Raw genomic sequence first — 15,968 nt, forward strand, 5'->3', positions numbered from 1 at the left:
GGAAAGGTCGTCCGGGTGGGTCAGGAATAGAAGGACGGGAACGCCCGCAGGCTCTTCGCGGCGACCGCGTCATGACCGTGGATGATCTGTGCTCCTTCGGAGCGGGCGAGGGCCGTCAGCTTCTCGGTCGACGCGCGAACCTCGGCCTCGTCCATATCGAGGGGATAGATCGGCCGATGGATCGGGTCGAGGGCCTCGGTCGTCGGGATGGCGTCGGCGGCCAGCAGGATCGGCCCCTCGCCGGCGAGACGGACCAGCACGGACTGATGTCCGGGGACGTGCCCGCTGGACTCGATGAGTTCGATTCCGGGCAGTAGCCCGACGTCGCCGTCGATGAGCCGGTAGCGGTGGTCCGGCCGGTCCCAGAGCTCACGGGTGGCGGCGAGACGCGGCGAGGCCACCGAACGTGCCCACTCGTAGTGTCGCCGCTGGACCACGAACTCGGCGCCGGGGAAGGCGTCGTGGTTTCCCGCATGGTCGGGATCGAAGTGCGTGCAGATGACGTAACCGACGTCGTCCGGTGCGATGCCCAGTTCCGCGAGCCGGCTGAGGACGTCTTCGCCGTCGTCCAGCCGGATCGGCTCGTCCGGGTCGTCGCGGTACGCGCCGACGCGCTCGCGCGTGTAGCCGGTATCGACCAGGACGTCGGTCTCGCCGGTACGGATGAGATAGGCCAGCACGGGGGCGCCGGTCCTGCGGACCTCGCCGGTGAAGAGAACATGAAGTCGCATGCCGTACTCCGTCCGGTCCGGGTGACGAGGGTGCCCGCCTCCGCGCCGTGCGGAGTCCCGGGGGGCGTCCGAGGACCGACGGTAGGACGGCCTCCTCGAGAGGCGGTGGAGCGGATTCACGCGGTTCTAGCCGGATGTGGCCAACCGTATCGGCGGCGGCGGACGGTCCGCTTATGCGTCATTCGACATATTCGGCGGTGGTAGAAGATCATTAATGGTCGGCGGGAGCCGGCGCGTCGGCGCGATTCCATTGATGATCTTCGCGCGGAAATCCAATTCCATGGAACCGATTGGCCGACGATCCGTGACTGATCCGTCGCCGTCGGTTCTGTGTCGATGACTTCGCTCCGTCGGCATGTTATTGCGCTCAGTGTTAAATGCCGCTCTGGGGGCGGGGGCGTGAGTCGTGGTCGCGCCCGCCGTGCACTGATCAGTGTCGGTGGACTATTTCGTGGACCGCTATTCCGTGGCTCACTATCAGCGCCTCGTCCAGCTTGCTTCGAGTCCGTTTCTAGCGTGCAACGGGCAGGGTGGCGGAAGTCGGATCGGGCTGTGGGGACGTATGCAGTGGGCTCGAATGCCGGCGGCCTCGACGGGCGGTATGCAACGCGGCGAACCCTGAATTATACCCGAGCTTTCTCATGCTGTAAAGGAAAGATTCATAGCACTGCTGTTGCTTCGGGAGATTCGGGGACTGATGATAGGTGGCATGAAAGCAAGGGATGGCCCTACTGGAGCTATTACTTAAATCGACTAGGTGTCGTCGTGTCACCATCCGGTCCAGAAAACTTCGACGAAAAGAATCGTCTGTCGACAATGACATTACGGGAGCGACGATGAAATTTCGGATCCTCGGGCCACTTTGGGTGGCTGACGGCGCCCATGAAATAACTCCGACAGCACCCAAGGTGCGGCAGGTCCTCGCGTTCCTGCTCTTGCGCTCCGGAAAGTTCGTGCAGGTGGGGGAATTCATCGACGAACTCTGGGGCGATACACCCCCGAGCAGCGCGATGACCACGCTGCAGACCTACATCTACAAGCTCCGGAAAGACGTGCTGGAGCGGTGCCCTGGGGCGCACCTGCACACGCGGGTCTCCGGGTATGTGCTCGAGGTTCCGCCTCAGGAGGGTGACGTCTTCGAGTTCGAAAGACTGGCCGCCGAGGGTCGGGCCGCGCTGGATTCCGGCGACGCCGCGGGGGCCGCCGATGCCCTGTCCCAGGCACTCGCGCTCTGGCGCGGTCCCGCGGCCCTGGCCGACGTCACGGTCGGCGAGATTCTCTCCGCCTACGTCACGCGCATGGAAGAGGAGCGGCTCCGGGTGCTGGAGCTGCGGATCGAGGCCGACCTCCGGCTCGGCCGTCACCTCGCGCTGATCAGCGAGCTGAAGGTCCTCGTGTCGCGACACCCTCTGCACGAGCGGTTCTACGCCAACCTCATGCTCGCCCTGCACCGCTCGGGCCGTCGGTACGAGGCCCTGGAGGTCTACCAGCGCCTGCGGCGGGTGCTCGTCGACGAGCTCGGCCTGGAGCCCCCACAGTGGGTGCAGCGACTGCACCTGGCCCTGCTCAGCTCCGACCCGACAGTCGAGTCCCTCCAGGAGGTTCCGATCGTGGCCCGGAGCCCGGACCGGCTCATGGTGCCGGCTCAGCTGCCGCCTGACATCCCCGACTTCGTCGGGCGGGACGATGTCCTCGAACAGGTGCGGGAGAGCCTGATCTCCTCGGCGCACGGCGGCACGGCGGCCAGCGCCGTGTCCATTTCCGGCATGCCGGGGGTGGGCAAGACGGCGGTGGCACTGCGGGCGGCGCACCTGGAACGGTCTGCCTTCCCCGACGGCCAGCTCTACGCGGATCTGCGCGGGTCGACCGACGATCCCGCCGACCCGCGGGAGGTGTTGGCGGAGTTCGCACGCGCCATCGGAATCCCGCATCACCAGGTGCCGGAGAGCCAGGCGGAACGCAGCAAGCTCTTCCGCACGTGGAGCACGGGCCGCCGGGTCCTCGTCGTCCTGGACGACGCCGCGTCGGTGCAGCAGGTGGTCCCGCTGCTTCCCGCGACGCCGCACTGCGCCGTCATCATCACCAACCGAGGGGGCCTGCACGGGCTGCCCGGCGTACGGCACATCGGCCTCGGAGCACTGGACCCGGACGCCGGGATGAGCCTCCTGAAACCGATCGTCGGGGCGGACCGGGTCGAGGCCGAACGGGACGCCGCCGAACGCATCTACGAACTGTGCGGCGGTCTTCCGCTCGCGCTGCGCAGCGTCGGCTCACGGCTCGCCGCGGCGTCCACCTGGCCGCTCGCCAAGATGGTCGCCCAGCTCGAGGACGGACGAAGACGCCTGGACGAGCTCAGTTTCGCCGACCTCGACGTGCGGGCGCGGTATGACGCCAGCTACCGCCGGCTCAGTCCGTGCGACCGTAGCGCGTTCCGTCTGATCAGCCTGCTGCCGCCGCCCGACTTCTCGGCGGCCACCGCGGCGGGTCTGATCGGCAGCGGGACGGACGTCGTCGAAATGCAGCTGATCCGGCTGGTCGGCTGCCACCTGCTCGAGATCGCGAAGACGGGGAACGGCGGAGAGATCCGCTACGCGCTGCCCGAGCTGACCCGCCTCTACGCGCGCGAACGCCTGGACATGGAGTTCGTGGAGACGGCGGGGGACAGGCGGCCGGAGCCGGCCGGCGAAGGCGTGACCGACGTGCACGATCCGCCGGCGCCGTACGGGGCGCCGGCCGTACCGCTGAGCGGTGCCGTGCTCCGCAGACCCGGCGTACGCCCGCAGCCGCCCGGGCAGATCGGTCTGCGCCGCCCCTCGCGTGACGGACTGTTGCACGCGCAGGTTCAGCTGGAGCTGTGACCTGCCGCACTCCATCGCCGATCCAGTCGCGTTCGAGCGCGGCACGTCAGAGTTACCGAAGGACACGCACCCGAGCGGAGAAGGTCTATGGCCGAGTTCACCATCGATGACGTGCGCAGGATCCTCCGGGAGTGCGCCGGCGAGGCGGAATCCGTCGGCTCGGACGCCGACATCAGCGACGTCACCTTCGAGGACATGGGCTATGACTCGCTGGCCCTCCTGGAGATGGCCTCGCGAATCCAGCAGGAGTTCGACGTGCCGATCCCGGACGGGGCGGTCGAGGAGATGCGCACGCCCGGGAACGTCGTCGTGTACGTCAACTCCCGAACCGCGGCGGCGTGACGGAAGGCGGGACGGTGGTACGGAAGGGTGAAGACAGGACCGGGCGGGTCTGCGTCCTCGTCTACGCGAGCGCGCCCGGTCAGGACCCCGACGCGGTGGAGGCGGCGTACCACCGGGTGAGCCGGGCGCTGCAGGGGACGCCCGGCCTGCTCGGCAACGTCCTGCTGCGTTCGGTGCACGAGCCTGGTGCCTTCGTGGTGATGAGCGAGTGGCAGGACATGGCCGCCTTCCGTACATGGGAGGAAGGCGCCGAGCACCGGGGTACGACCGCGCCGCTCCGCCCCCTGCAGGACCGCGGGTCGGGCCGGTCCTTCGGCGTCTACCAGGTCACGGCGGCGTACTGAACGACGACGGGGTGGAACACCCGCCGAACGATGAGAGCGGCGCACCCGCCGGACGGCGGGTGCGCCGCTTCTTTTCCGGTCCGATCCATCGGTGCCATCCGTCACCCGTGGTGCCGTCGGCGGCGCCCGGTCACTTCCGGGTGGTCGAGAACCACGTCTCCTCGGTGATCAGGCGTCGTGTCAACAGCGGCTCCCACCAGTCGCGGTGGTCGCGGTACCAGCGGATCGTCTCGCGCACGCCCTCCTCGAGCGGCGTCGTGGGCCGCCACCCGAGATCTCGTTCGATCCTCCGATGGTCCAGCAGGTAGCGACGGTCGTGCCCGGGACGATCCGGCACCACGGTCTTCAGCGCGCCGGGCGCGCCGAGCTCGCCGAGCACGAGGTCGGCGATCTCCTCCACGCTCGCCTCCTCACCGGTCCCGACGTGATAGGTCTCGCCAGGGGTCCCGCGCTCGATGATCAACGCGATCGCGGCGCAGTGATCCGTCACCGAGATCCACTCCCGCCGGTTGCGCGTCGACGCGTACATGGGAAGGGACCTTCCCGAGAGCGCGTTCGTGATGAACAGCGGCAGGACCTTCTCCGGGAACTGGTACGGGCCGTAGTTGTTGGCGCAGTTGGAGATCGTCACGGGTATGCCATAGGTGTTGTGGTAAGCGCGTACCGCGTGATCGGCCCCGGCCTTGCTCGCGCTGTACGGCGTGCGCGGCCGGTACGGGCTCTGCTCGGTGAACGCCTCGACGGCGTCCAGCGCTAAATCGCCGTACACCTCGCAGGTCGACACCTGGTGGAACCGCCCGACGCCGACCCGCCGGCAGACCTCCAGCAGCACCTGGGTGCCGAGGACGTTGGTTCCGAAGAACCGCGAGGGCTCCAGCACGGCGAGGCTGTTGTGCGACTCCGCGGCGAAGTTCACCACCACGTCGATCGGCCGGCAGCCCAGCACGTCCAGCATGCGCCGCTCATCGGTGATATCGGCGTGCACGAAGATTATCTCGTCCTGGACATCCGCGAGGTTCTTGATGTTGCCGGCATAGGTCAGGGCATCGATGGCGATGATCGTGTCGCCGGGTCGGGTCGCCCGCCAGTATCGGACGAAATTGCTTCCGATGAATCCGGCGGCGCCGGTCACGACCACGTTCCTTGCCATGTCACATCCTTTCTTCGTGAACCGAATTCCGGCCGTTCGCCGGAACGGTGGGTGTTCAAGCATCGCAAGATCTCCTCGACTCTCAATAGAGACGGTAACGGTCCTCGCCGCCGACCCCGGCGACGAAGGCGGTAAACCGTTCTCAAGCAACTCTTGAGCTGTCGACGGCACAGTGCTCTGCGTTCGGGACGATGAGAAAGGGTGCCGCAATGCTCGATCGCAGACAGACTCTGAGGTTCGGTGCGCTGGGCGGCGTGGCGCTGTTCCTGCCGCGCGTCGCGCATGGTGCGTCGGCGCGGGCGGTGGACGCGCCACCGTTCTCCCTGCCGCTCATCGTTCCGCCGGTCAAACGCCCCACGCGCCGGACGGCCACGACGGACTACTACGAGATGACCATGCGGGAGGCGAACGCTCAGATCCTTCCGGGCGTCCAGACCCCGGTGATGACGTACGACGGGTGCTTTCCCGGCCCGACGATCCGCGCCCGACCCGGCCGGCGGGTCGTGGTACGGCAGACGAACGCCCTGGGAATGGAGGCGGTGGTGCACCTGCATGGGGCGCACGTGCCGACCAGCAGCGACGGGCACCCGAAAGACCCGATCCCGCCGGGTGCCGCCCGCGACTACGTCTACCCGAACCGCCAGCCCGCCGCGACGCTCTGGTATCACGACCACACGCACCACATGGAGGCCGAGATGGTCTTCCGTGGCCTGGCGGGCTGCTACCTGCTCGACGAGCCGCGGCGGACCGGCCTGCCCGCGGGCCGCTACGACCTGCCGCTGATGCTGCGCGATGCTCGATTCGACGGCCAGGGCGGCCTCGTCTTCGAGATGGACGACTTCCGGTACCGCAACACGCTCCTGGTGAACGGGCGCTGGGCGCCCTACCATCGCGTCGCCGCCCGTAAGTACCGGCTGCGGCTGATCAACGGCTCGAACGCGCGCTATTTCACCCTCAGCCTGAGCGACGGCAGGCCGATGTGGCTCATCGCCTCCGACGGCGGCCTGCTGCCGGCACCCGTACGCGCCACCAGTGTGTCCCTGTCGCCGGGGGAGCGGGTCGACGCCGTCGTCGACTTCGGCGACCTCGCGCCAGGGGCGCGGCTCACGCTCCGGGACACCGACGCCTTCACCGGCCAGGCGTCGGACCTCATGCGCTTCGACGTCGTCACCCGTGTGCACGATCCCAGCCGCATCCCGTCGAGGCTCGGCACCGCGCCCGGCCTCGGTCCGGCCTCGGTCCACCGTGACGTCGTCATGGGCCTGAACTTCTCGACCGGGATGTTCGAGATCAACGGTAAGTCGTACGACATGGACCGGATCGATCAGCGAATCAAACTGGGCGAGACCGAGGAATGGCGAATCGTCAACAAGGATGTCAAGCCGTCCGTTCCGCACAATCTCCATCTGCACGGAACTCATTTCCAGGTCATCGACCGAAACGGGGTACCGGTTTCCGGTCACGAGGCCGGGTGGAAGGACACCGTGCCGGTGCCGATCGGCGGCGAAGTGCGGATCAGGGTGAGGTACGAGAGGTACACCGGCCTCTATCTCTACCACTGCCACCTGCTCGATCATTCATCGATGGGAATGATGGCCCAGTCCGAGGTCTTCGCCTGACCGCAGCCGCTTCCATCGCGGCTCCAGTGGAGTTCAAGCCCACCGCGGGACCGTGCCATAGGCCGGAACCCGTACGAAGGCCTGGAAATCAACGCCGGCCCGACCGGAGGAACGCACATGGCGGGACACACCGACAACGCGATCGTCATCAACGCGCCGATGGACCTGGTGTGGGAGATGACCAATGACATCGAGAACTGGCCCCGGCTGTTCAGCGAGTACTCCGAGGCGGAGATCCTCGAGCGCGACGGGGACACCATCCGGTTCCGGCTGGCCCTGCACCCCGACGAGAACGGCACCGTCTGGAGTTGGGTCTCCGAACGGACGCCCGACCCGAAGACCCGCACCGTACGCTCACACCGGGTCGAGACCGGCGTGTTCGAGTACATGAAGATTCACTGGGAGTACGAGCAGGTCGCCGGCGGCGTGCGGATGCGGTGGGTCCAGGACTTCCACATGAAGCCGGGCGCGCCGCTGGACGACGCGGGCATGACCGAGCGGCTCAACCGCAACACCGCGATCCAGATGGAGCGGATCAAGCGGCTGGTCGAGGAGGCCGCGCTGGCGGCCGCGCCCGCCGCGCGGTTCGACCTCAGCGGCAAGAAGGTGCTGGTCACCGGCGGTACCCGCGGCATCGGCCGGGCGATCGTCCTGGCCTTCGCGCGCTCCGGTGCCACGGTCGTGACCTGCTACCGGCAGGAGAGCGACGCGGTGCGCAGCCTCTCCAAAGAACTCGCCGACCTCGGAGGCGGCCACCAGGTCGTACGCGCCGACGTCTCCACACAGGCCGGCATCGACCTGCTGATCGGTGAGTGCCGCGACCGGCTCGGCGCGATCGACGTCCTCGTCAACAACGCCGGGGCGATCAGCCACGTGCCGTTCGACAAGCTGCAGGTCGACGAGTGGCGCCGGATCCTCGATGTCAACCTCACCGGCACCTACCTGGCGGTGCAGGCGGCGCTGCCGCTGTTGTCGCCCGGAGCCTCCATCATCAACGTCGGGTCACGGGTGGCCACCGTCGGGATCCCGCTGCGCGCCCACTACACCGCCTCCAAGGCCGGGCTCATCGGGCTGACCCGATCCCTCTGCAAGGAACTCGGCGGCCAGGGGTACCGGGTGAACGTCGTGGCGCCCGGCCCGGTGGAGACCGACGAGGACACCCCGCCCGAGGTACGTGAGCGGTACCAGCGCCTCACCGCGCTGGGTCGGCTCGGCCGGCCGAGCGACATCGCCGGGGTCGTGTTGTTCCTGGCCAGTGACCTGGCCTCGTTCGTGACGGGCGAGACGATCAACGTGGACGGGGGCATCTGAGATGGGGGAGCGCGGCGAGGTCTTCCGCGTGATGCTGCGGATGCACATTCACCCGGGCATGGAGCAGGACTTCGAGGAGACCTGGCACAAGGTCGGCCACGCGATCACCGGGCATCCCGCGAACATCCGCCAGTGGCTGTCGCGCAGCCTCGACGAGGACGGCGTCTACTACGTGGTCAGCGACTGGATCGACGAGCCGAGCTTCCGGGAGTTCGAGCACAGCGACGGGCACCTGGAGCACCGGACGAAGCTGCACCCGTTCCGGTCGTCCGGCACGATGACGACGATGCGGATCATCCACGAGATGACCGGAGCGTCCGCCGAGCGGAGCGCCCTCGTCGACCACGCGGGGATGGAGAGTACTTGACCGGCGCCACCGGCCTGCGCGCCGGGGCACGGGGGACGCCCTCCGGCGTCCCCCGGCCGCGCCGTTCACGGTCCTCGCGGGCCCTACCGTGGGGCGGCGATCATGTTCCGCGCCCGCCAGGTCAGCGCCATCCCCTCCTCCAGGGAGGTGCGCGGGCGCCAGCCCAGCACCTCCCGTGCCCGCGTGGTGTCGAACCAGACGTCGCGCCGGTCGAACGTACGGGCGCCGGCGAACTCGACCGGGAGTTTGCGGCCGATCGTCGCGAACATGATGCGCAACAACTCGCCGAGCGCCACCGGACGGCCCGATGCGACGTTCACCACGAGCGGGCCGCCGGGCCGCCGTACGGCGACGTCGCACGCCCGGATCGTGGCGTCGACGACGTCGTCGACGTAGACGTAGTCCCGCACGGTGGCCAGGCTCCCGTACAGGCGCAGCGGCGCAAACGCCGCGGCCGACTCCATCCAGTGCCCGATGACACCCTGCCCGGTCCCGGTCCGCTGGCCATGGCCGTACACGTTCGCGATGCGCAGCACGACGGGCCGGACGGCGTCCTCAGCGGCGAGCAGGGCCCGCTCGAGCGCGAGCTTGGCCCGTCCGTACTCGGAGGTCGGCCGGAGCGGTGCGTCCTCCCCGTACGGGGGCGGCGCGGTGGGGTCGTAGAGGGCCCCGGCCGTGCTCGTCAGCACCACCGTCGGCCGGCGTCCGGTGGCCCGCAACCCGTTGATGAGCCCGCGGAACAGGTGGAGGTCCGCGTCGGCCCGCTCCGGGTGACGCTCGGCCAGTGCCGGATTGATCGTCGTAGCGAGATAGCACACGACGTCGGCGGCCTGCAGGGCCGGCACCGGCCCGCCGTCGCACAGGAACGGGTCCGATCGCGTGAACCGGGTGACCGAGATCCCGCGTCTCTCGGTCAACGCCGCGGCGAGCCGGGAACCGATGAAACCGCCCGCTCCGATGACCGCCGCCGAGAAATTCTCCTCTGCCATGGTGCGTCTCCCGTTGTTTTCTGTTCGGTCGTCCGCACGGTTTCACCGGTTACTCGATGCAGGCTTAAAAGCTGGTGGAACCTCATAGTGAACGGTGTTTTCATGCGAATTCTGGTAACCGGCGGTGCCGGCTTCATCGGGTCCCGGGTCGTGACCGCGCTCCGGGACGAGGGGCATGAGGTACGCGTATTCGACGCCCTCATCCCCGGCGTGCACCGCAACCCGCCGCGCATTCCGGAGGGCGTGGATTTCGTCCACGCCGATCTGCGGGACGCCGCCGCGCTGGACGACGCGCTGGACGGCATCGACCTGGTCAGCCACCAGGCCGCGATGGTCGGACGTGGGCGGGAGATCCTCGACGCCCCCTTGTACGTCGGCTGCAACGACCTCGGCACGGCGATGCTGCTGCACGCGATGACGCGTGCCGGGATCGACCGGATGGTGCTGGCCAGTTCGGTGGTGATCTACGGGGACAGCCGCTACCGCTGCGCGGAGCACGGCCGCGTACGATCCCCTCGCCGGTCCGTGGCCGACCTGGAGGAGGGCCGCTACGAGCCGCGTTGCCCCGGGTGCGGGGCCGAGGTCGCGGCCGAGGCGGTCACCGAGGAGGATCTCCTCGACCCGCCGCACAACGTCTACGCCGTCACCAAGCTGGCGCAGGAGAACCTGGTGGCCGCGTGGGCACGCGAGACACGGGGCCGGGCGGTCGCGCTGCGCTACCACAACGTGTACGGGCCCGAGATGCCCTTCGACAGTCCCTACTCGGGCGTCGCCTCGACGTTCCGGTCGGACCTCGCCGCCGGACGCAGCCCGCACGTGTACGAGGACGGAGGCTCGCGCCGGGACTTCGTCCACGTGGCGGACATCGCCTCCGCGAACGTCGCGGCGCTCCGCCGCGACGAGCCCGGGCTCCGCACCTATAACGTCGCCAGTGGCACGCCTCGGACGATCCTCGACCTCGCCGAGGCGCTGACGTCGGCTGCCGGGGGACCGGCACCGGTCGTGACGGGTGAGTACCGCGTCGGCGACGTACGCCACATCTTCGCCTCACCCGAACGCCTGATCCGCGAGCTCGGCTGGCGGCCCGCCGTCGGCTTCGCCGAGGGAATGCGGGAGTTCGCCACCGCGCCGATGCGCGACCTCATCCCTTCGGCACCCGATCCGACCTGACCCACGGACGCACGGCGGCCCGGGCCGGTGCGCGTGGCCGCGCGTACGTCCGCCCGGGCCGGTCAGGACGGCGGGGTGGCCGGGGCCGTCTAGCGGGGGACACGGCGGCCCCAGCGCCGGTAGTACCGCGCCCGTACGAGGCCGCGAGGCAGGAGGCGGGACATGGCCACCCGCCAGCGATAGTCCAGACCCGGCACGCAGATCGGACGACCGGCCGTGACGGCGGCCAGTCCCTCCCGCGCGACGTCACCCACGTCCAGGAGCCGGCCGAGCCGGCCCGATTCCCGGTGACCCGCCGACCGGTGCAGGCGGGTCCCGCCGGTGGACCCCGGGCAGACCGCGGTCACGTGCACGCCCCGCCAGTTCACCTCGCCGTGCACGCTCTCGCTGAATGAGGTCGCGAACGCCTTGGAAGCCGAGTACACCGCGCCACCCGGCGCGGGCAGGAACGCCATCACCGAGGAAACGTTGATCACACCGCCGTGCCCGTTGGCGATCATTCCGGGCAGCGCCGCCTGGGTCAGGCCGACAATGGGGAGAGTGCTCAGGGCGAGGTTCCGGCGGACGGCCTCGGCGTCCTGAACGAACAGCGGACCGATGGCGCCGAGCGCGCCGGCGCTGTTGACGAGCAGGTCGAGCGTCCCGGCCGCGTCGGTGACGCGGGCGGCGACCTTCTCCACCTGCACCGGGTCGCCGAGGTCGGCGGGGAGGACGTCGGCCGTGATTCCGTGCCGGCCCTGCAGTTCCTCGGCCAGTGCCTCCAGCCGGTCGACGCCGCGCGCCACCAGGATCAGGTCGCAGCCGCGGGCGGCGAGCTCACGGGCGAACGCCTCCCCGATACCACCGGACGCGCCGGTTACGACCGCATGACGGAATTCCTGCATCATCGGCTCCCGGGTTCTCGCCGCAGAAATCAATCAATCGCCATAATATGATCCTGATTCGTGGAGATCGATGCGTAAATGGCGTGAGATGACCGTCGTTCGAGCGATCCTCGATTTCTTCGGAGTCCTCGACCATCACGGTCCGGGTGGTGAGGCCGGGCCGGTAGGCGGGTCCAGTGCCGCTCGAGCGGAGCAGCGCACACTTCTGCAGGCAGGGACCAACGATGGCGGAAAACGCCTCGGTCAATGAAGCGGGAGAACTTTACATGAAAGACACTCCGGTCACGGCGGACTCCGAGGCCTTTCGAGTACTCGCGGCGCTGCCCCCTCGGCACCGGCTCATGATGCTGACCATGGGACGGGTCATCGCTCAGGTCATCTGGGTCCTCACCGACCTCCGTGTGGCCGACCACCTCGCCGACGGACCGAAACCGGTGACCGAGCTCGCCCGGCTGACGGGCGCCGACCCGCTCGCGCTCCGCCGGATCCTTCGGTGCGCCACCGCCTATGGCGTGTTCGTCGAGCGCCCCGGCGGGGAGTACGAACTGACGCCGATGTCGGACTTCCTGCGCGCCGGCGCCCCGCAGAGCCTCCGGGACCTGGTCCTGATGAACGGCACCGAGATGTTCTGGCGCCCGTACGAGGCCATCGCCCACACCGCGCGGACCGGGCGGCCGTCGTTCGAGGAGGTGTTCGGCGAGTCGCTCTTCGGCTACCTCGACCACCACCCGGACTCCGCCGAGATCTTCCACCGGGCGATGACCGCGACGAATCGGCGGGGCGTCGGTGTCATCGGCGGACTGCTGGACCTGTCCTCCTTCTCGCGGGTCGCCGACGTCGGCGGGGGACAGGGATACCTGCTCGCCGAACTGCTGGTGCGTCACCCCCAGTGCAAGGGAGTCCTGTTCGACCGCCCCAGCGCGGTCGACGGCGCACTGCCGCTGCTGCGCGAGCGCGGTGTGGCGGACCGGGTGGAACTGATCGCCGGCGACTTCTTCACGGAGTTCCCGGCCGGATGCGACGCCTACGTGCTCAAGTTCGTCCTGCACGACTGGCCCGACGACGACGCCGCGCGCATCCTCGCCAACGCGCGCCGCGCGCTGGGCAACGACGGCGCCCGGCTGTTCGTGATCGAGCACATCGTCGAACCCCCCAACACGCTCGACGTCGTGAAGTTCCTCGACATGGACATGATGGTGTTCGCCGGCGGCCGGGAGCGGACGCTGGAGGAGTTCCAGGAGCTCGCGGGCGCCGCCGGCCTGGCGTTCGTCGCCGACCGCAGCGCCGCGGGGCTGACCGTCCTGGAGTTCCGGGCCCGGTGACGGACACGGCCCGGCCGGGGACGTCCCCGGCCGGGTCATGGCCCCTGTTCCAGTCAGACGCGTGCCGCGGCGATGTCCTCGATGGCCGCCACGAACGACCGGGGGGACGGCTGCGCGGACGCTTCGTCGCGGACCCGGCGTGCGGCCGCGCCGTACTGCGCTCCGTCGAGCAGCGCGCGCATCTCGGTGAACACCTGATCCGCGGTGGCCTCCGTGAGCGGGAGGGAACGACCGACGCCCCCGGCCACGACCTGCCGGGCGTTGACCGGCTCGTCGGCGAATGACGGGACCACCAGCTGCGGCACCCCCTGGACGGCCGCGGTGAGCGTCGTTCCGGCCCCGCCCTGGTGAACGATCGCGTTACACGCCGGCAGCACCAGGTTGAGCGGCACCGACTCCAGGACCCGCGTCCGCGGCGGCAAAGTGCCGAGGAGGTCGCGGTAGCCCGCTCCGATGGCGACGACGATGTCCACGTCCAGCCCGCCCAGGGCTTCGACGGTCACGCGCACCGGGTCGAGGTGCCCGGTGTACTTCACGAAGGTCGTCCCCCACGTCACACAGACCCGGGGCCGGTCACCCGGCTCCGCGGGCAGGTCGGGGACGACGCCCGAGCCGTTGTAGGGCACGTACCGCATGAGCCTGCGGTTCGGTGCGGCGGCCAGCTGCAGAGCGGGCGGGCAGACGTCCACGGTCAGCGCTCCCAGGTGGTCGGAGCCGGGTACGCCGTGAGCCTCCAGCAGCGGTGCCAGCGCCGGGCCCTCGGTCGACCAGCGCCCGTACGTGTAGTCGGTGCCCCACAGATGGCGGACGAGCGGCAGCCCGAGCCGCTCCGCGGTGACCAGACCGGCGTACGCGCGCGGCTCGTACACGATGACGTCGGCGCGCCAGCGCCGGGCGAAGCCGATCACGTCGTCGGCCATCGCGGAGCCGACCACGGCGAACATGCGCATCGCACGGGCGGCCCGCCGCTCCTCATCGTTCTTCCAGGACGGCTCGCCCTCCGCGTCGCCGTACCAGACCGCGTTGATGTCGGCGTCCTCGCCCGCGCGGACGGCCGGCAGGCCGGTCCCTGTCACGACGGGGAGGAACGCCGGCTGAGCCGCGACGGCGACCTCGTGACCGGCGGTGCGCAGTGCCCAGGCCAGGGGAACCATGGGGAAGAAATGGGAGGGTGAGGGAAAGGTGGTGAACAGAACGCGCATGGAACCCCCTCGATTCACGCGAGACACCAGAGACCGCTGAGGGCGTCCGCCACGGCGGTGTCCGGATCCACACCCGCCGGACCGTCGGCGGCGCGCCAGGCCACGAACCCGTCGGGCCGCACCAGCACGGCTCCGGCCGGGCCGACCCGGTGCCGACGGCACCATTGGTCCGGGTCATCCAGGTCGGCGCCGAGGCGATGGACCCGGAGCGGCGTCCCGAGCCGTTCGGCGGCGGCGGTGGTGGCCGCGGCCCATTCCGCACCCTCGGGACCCGCGATCAGCACCGCGTCGGAGCCGTACAGGTCGAGGGTGGAACAGACCCGGCCCTCGTACCGGATCGTCACGTGCGGGGCCCGTGTCCCCGGCAGGCCGGTCAGCTCTTCGGGAGCGACCGCCGCCGGCACCGGACCGCCGGCACCGTGCACCGCGGTCTCCCCGCCGGGCGCCGGGTAGCGATAACCGAAGACGACCGAGTCGTACGCCGCGGCCGGCTCGTCGGTCCCGAGCACATCGCGGCCGGTGCGGTCGCGCATCAGCAGCAGCGCCTGGCGGAGCGTGAACTCCGCCACCGGTCCGCGCTCGGCCTCGTACGTGTCCAGCAGCGCCGGACCGGCACGGCCGGCCAGCACGGCGGCCAGCTTCCACGCCAGGTTGTGCGCGTCCTGAATCCCGGTACCCGACCCCAGCGCCCCGACCGGCGGCATCGCGTGCGCGGCGTCGCCGGCGAGGAACACCCGCCCGGCGCGGAACCGCTCGGCCACGAACGCCTCGATGTCGTACCGGAGGAACCGCGTGCCGTCATCCAGCTGCGGCACGACACGCGCCCGGAGCCCCGGATCGCCGACCGCGGCACGGATCAGCAGGAGCGCGCGTTCGTCGTCCAGATCGATGGGTCCATCGGTGTCCGCCGAACCGCCAGGACGCGCGGGCTCCCACGGCGTGCTGAACACCCACCGGCCCCGGCCGTCGTGCGGGAGCAGCACGGTGCCCGGCGCCGGGTGGTCGACATGGCACACCGCGATGCTCCGGCCGCGGACGTGCTCGTCCAGGTCGGCGTCGAAGACCAGGGTCATCGTGCTGCCGAGCAGGCCGGGGCCGGGACGTCCGATGCCCAGCCGGCGCCGGACCGGGCTGCCGCAGCCGTCCGCGGCGATCAGATAGGACGCCCGGACGACGCCCGCTGGACCGCCCGCGGCGTCCCGCACGCTCGCGACGACGCCGTCGTCGTCCTGCTCGAACGAGGTCAGCTCCACACCGAACCGCAGGTTCGCGCCCAGCTTCTCCGCGTGTGCGCGCAGAAGGACCTCCAACCTGTCCTGGTCGATCGGCGTCCACGGGCAGGGACTGATGAGGTGCTCCCCGTCCGGGGCCTCCGCCCCCCGGCGCACACGCTCGCGGCCGGTGAGCGTCTCCGCAGTGATCATCAGTTCGCCGGCGGCGCGGTTCCGCCCGGCGACGATGGCCTCGGCCAGGCCCGCCTGGTGGAACAGCTCCAGGGTGCGGGGATTCACCGTGCGGGCGCGGGGATGCAGCAGGACGCCGCGGTGCCGCTCCACCAGGGTCACGGGCACTCCGTGGACCCGGAGGAACACGGCGGCCGAGAGCCCGGTCAACCCCCCTCCGACGATCAGCACGGACGTCTGGTCGTCAGGCATGACATCCCTCATCTCTGGATACGA

The 15,968-nt window shown here is 69.8% G+C and carries 14 protein-coding genes; 8 read left to right on the plus strand and 6 right to left on the minus strand.

Features of this window, described 5'->3' with window-relative positions:
* Positions 1-20: 20 nt before the first annotated feature.
* The gene (locus tag AB0K82_RS23120; protein WP_364400057.1) at positions 21-731 is read right to left on the minus strand and encodes an N-acyl homoserine lactonase family protein; all 711 of its coding nucleotides are present in this window, start codon (positions 729-731) and stop codon (positions 21-23) included.
* 908 nt (positions 732-1,639) lie between these two features.
* On the opposite strand from AB0K82_RS23120, the gene AB0K82_RS23125 reads away from it, so the two are divergent.
* The 3 genes from AB0K82_RS23125 (at position 1,640) to AB0K82_RS23135 (ending at position 4,275) form a co-directional block, all read left to right on the plus strand.
* On the plus strand, positions 1,640-3,589 hold the full coding sequence (locus AB0K82_RS23125) for a BTAD domain-containing putative transcriptional regulator (protein ID WP_364400060.1): 1,950 nt from the start codon (positions 1,640-1,642) through the stop codon (positions 3,587-3,589).
* Positions 3,590-3,676: 87 nt separating this feature from the next.
* A complete protein-coding gene (locus AB0K82_RS23130; protein ID WP_364400063.1) occupies positions 3,677-3,931 on the plus strand; it encodes an acyl carrier protein in 255 nt (84 codons plus the stop codon).
* A gap of 14 nt (positions 3,932-3,945) precedes the next feature.
* Positions 3,946-4,275: an antibiotic biosynthesis monooxygenase gene (locus AB0K82_RS23135; protein WP_364400066.1), complete on the plus strand. Its 330-nt coding sequence runs from the start codon at positions 3,946-3,948 to the stop codon at positions 4,273-4,275.
* Between the two features lie 130 nt (positions 4,276-4,405).
* Here the strand turns inward: AB0K82_RS23135 and rfbB are convergent, their stop codons facing one another.
* Entirely contained in the window at positions 4,406-5,425 is a 1,020-nt protein-coding gene (gene rfbB, locus AB0K82_RS23140) for a dTDP-glucose 4,6-dehydratase (RefSeq protein ID WP_364400068.1), read from the minus strand.
* A 209-nt stretch (positions 5,426-5,634) separates the two neighbouring features.
* Between rfbB and AB0K82_RS23145 the strand changes: the two genes are divergently transcribed.
* The 3 genes from AB0K82_RS23145 to AB0K82_RS23155 all read left to right on the plus strand — a co-directional run bounded on the left by AB0K82_RS23145 (position 5,635) and on the right by AB0K82_RS23155 (position 8,722).
* Entirely contained in the window at positions 5,635-7,044 is a 1,410-nt protein-coding gene (locus AB0K82_RS23145; protein WP_364400071.1) for a multicopper oxidase domain-containing protein, read from the plus strand.
* Positions 7,045-7,161: 117 nt separating this feature from the next.
* Positions 7,162-8,355, plus strand: a complete 1,194-nt coding sequence (locus AB0K82_RS23150; RefSeq protein ID WP_364400074.1) for an SDR family oxidoreductase — start codon at positions 7,162-7,164, stop codon at positions 8,353-8,355.
* Between the two features lies 1 nt (position 8,356).
* Positions 8,357-8,722 (plus strand): antibiotic biosynthesis monooxygenase family protein, encoded by a 366-nt coding sequence (locus AB0K82_RS23155; RefSeq protein ID WP_364400077.1) that lies wholly within the window; start codon positions 8,357-8,359, stop codon positions 8,720-8,722.
* A gap of 83 nt (positions 8,723-8,805) precedes the next feature.
* Here the strand turns inward: AB0K82_RS23155 and AB0K82_RS23160 are convergent, their stop codons facing one another.
* Positions 8,806-9,711, minus strand: a complete 906-nt coding sequence (locus AB0K82_RS23160; RefSeq protein ID WP_364400079.1) for an NAD-dependent epimerase/dehydratase family protein — start codon at positions 9,709-9,711, stop codon at positions 8,806-8,808.
* A gap of 102 nt (positions 9,712-9,813) precedes the next feature.
* Between AB0K82_RS23160 and AB0K82_RS23165 the strand changes: the two genes are divergently transcribed.
* Entirely contained in the window at positions 9,814-10,881 is a 1,068-nt protein-coding gene (locus AB0K82_RS23165) for an NAD-dependent epimerase/dehydratase family protein (protein WP_364400081.1), read from the plus strand.
* An 89-nt stretch (positions 10,882-10,970) separates the two neighbouring features.
* Here the strand turns inward: AB0K82_RS23165 and AB0K82_RS23170 are convergent, their stop codons facing one another.
* Positions 10,971-11,765 carry an SDR family oxidoreductase gene (locus AB0K82_RS23170; protein WP_364400083.1) on the minus strand — a complete coding sequence of 265 codons (795 nt, stop codon included), beginning with the start codon at positions 11,763-11,765 and terminating at the stop codon, positions 10,971-10,973.
* Positions 11,766-12,031: 266 nt separating this feature from the next.
* Between AB0K82_RS23170 and AB0K82_RS23175 the strand changes: the two genes are divergently transcribed.
* Positions 12,032-13,087: a methyltransferase gene (locus AB0K82_RS23175; RefSeq protein ID WP_364400086.1), complete on the plus strand. Its 1,056-nt coding sequence runs from the start codon at positions 12,032-12,034 to the stop codon at positions 13,085-13,087.
* A gap of 53 nt (positions 13,088-13,140) precedes the next feature.
* Here the strand turns inward: AB0K82_RS23175 and AB0K82_RS23180 are convergent, their stop codons facing one another.
* Both AB0K82_RS23180 and AB0K82_RS23185 read right to left on the minus strand, forming a co-directional pair.
* Entirely contained in the window at positions 13,141-14,289 is a 1,149-nt protein-coding gene (locus tag AB0K82_RS23180) for a nucleotide disphospho-sugar-binding domain-containing protein (protein WP_364400089.1), read from the minus strand.
* A gap of 14 nt (positions 14,290-14,303) precedes the next feature.
* Positions 14,304-15,944, minus strand: coding sequence for an FAD-dependent monooxygenase (locus tag AB0K82_RS23185; protein ID WP_364400092.1), 1,641 nt, complete (start codon positions 15,942-15,944; stop codon positions 14,304-14,306).
* Between the last annotated feature and the right edge of the window lie 24 nt (positions 15,945-15,968).

Source organism: Actinoallomurus sp. NPDC052274 (assembly GCF_040679475.1).
GTDB lineage: Bacteria > Actinomycetota > Actinomycetes > Streptosporangiales > Streptosporangiaceae > Actinoallomurus > Actinoallomurus liliacearum.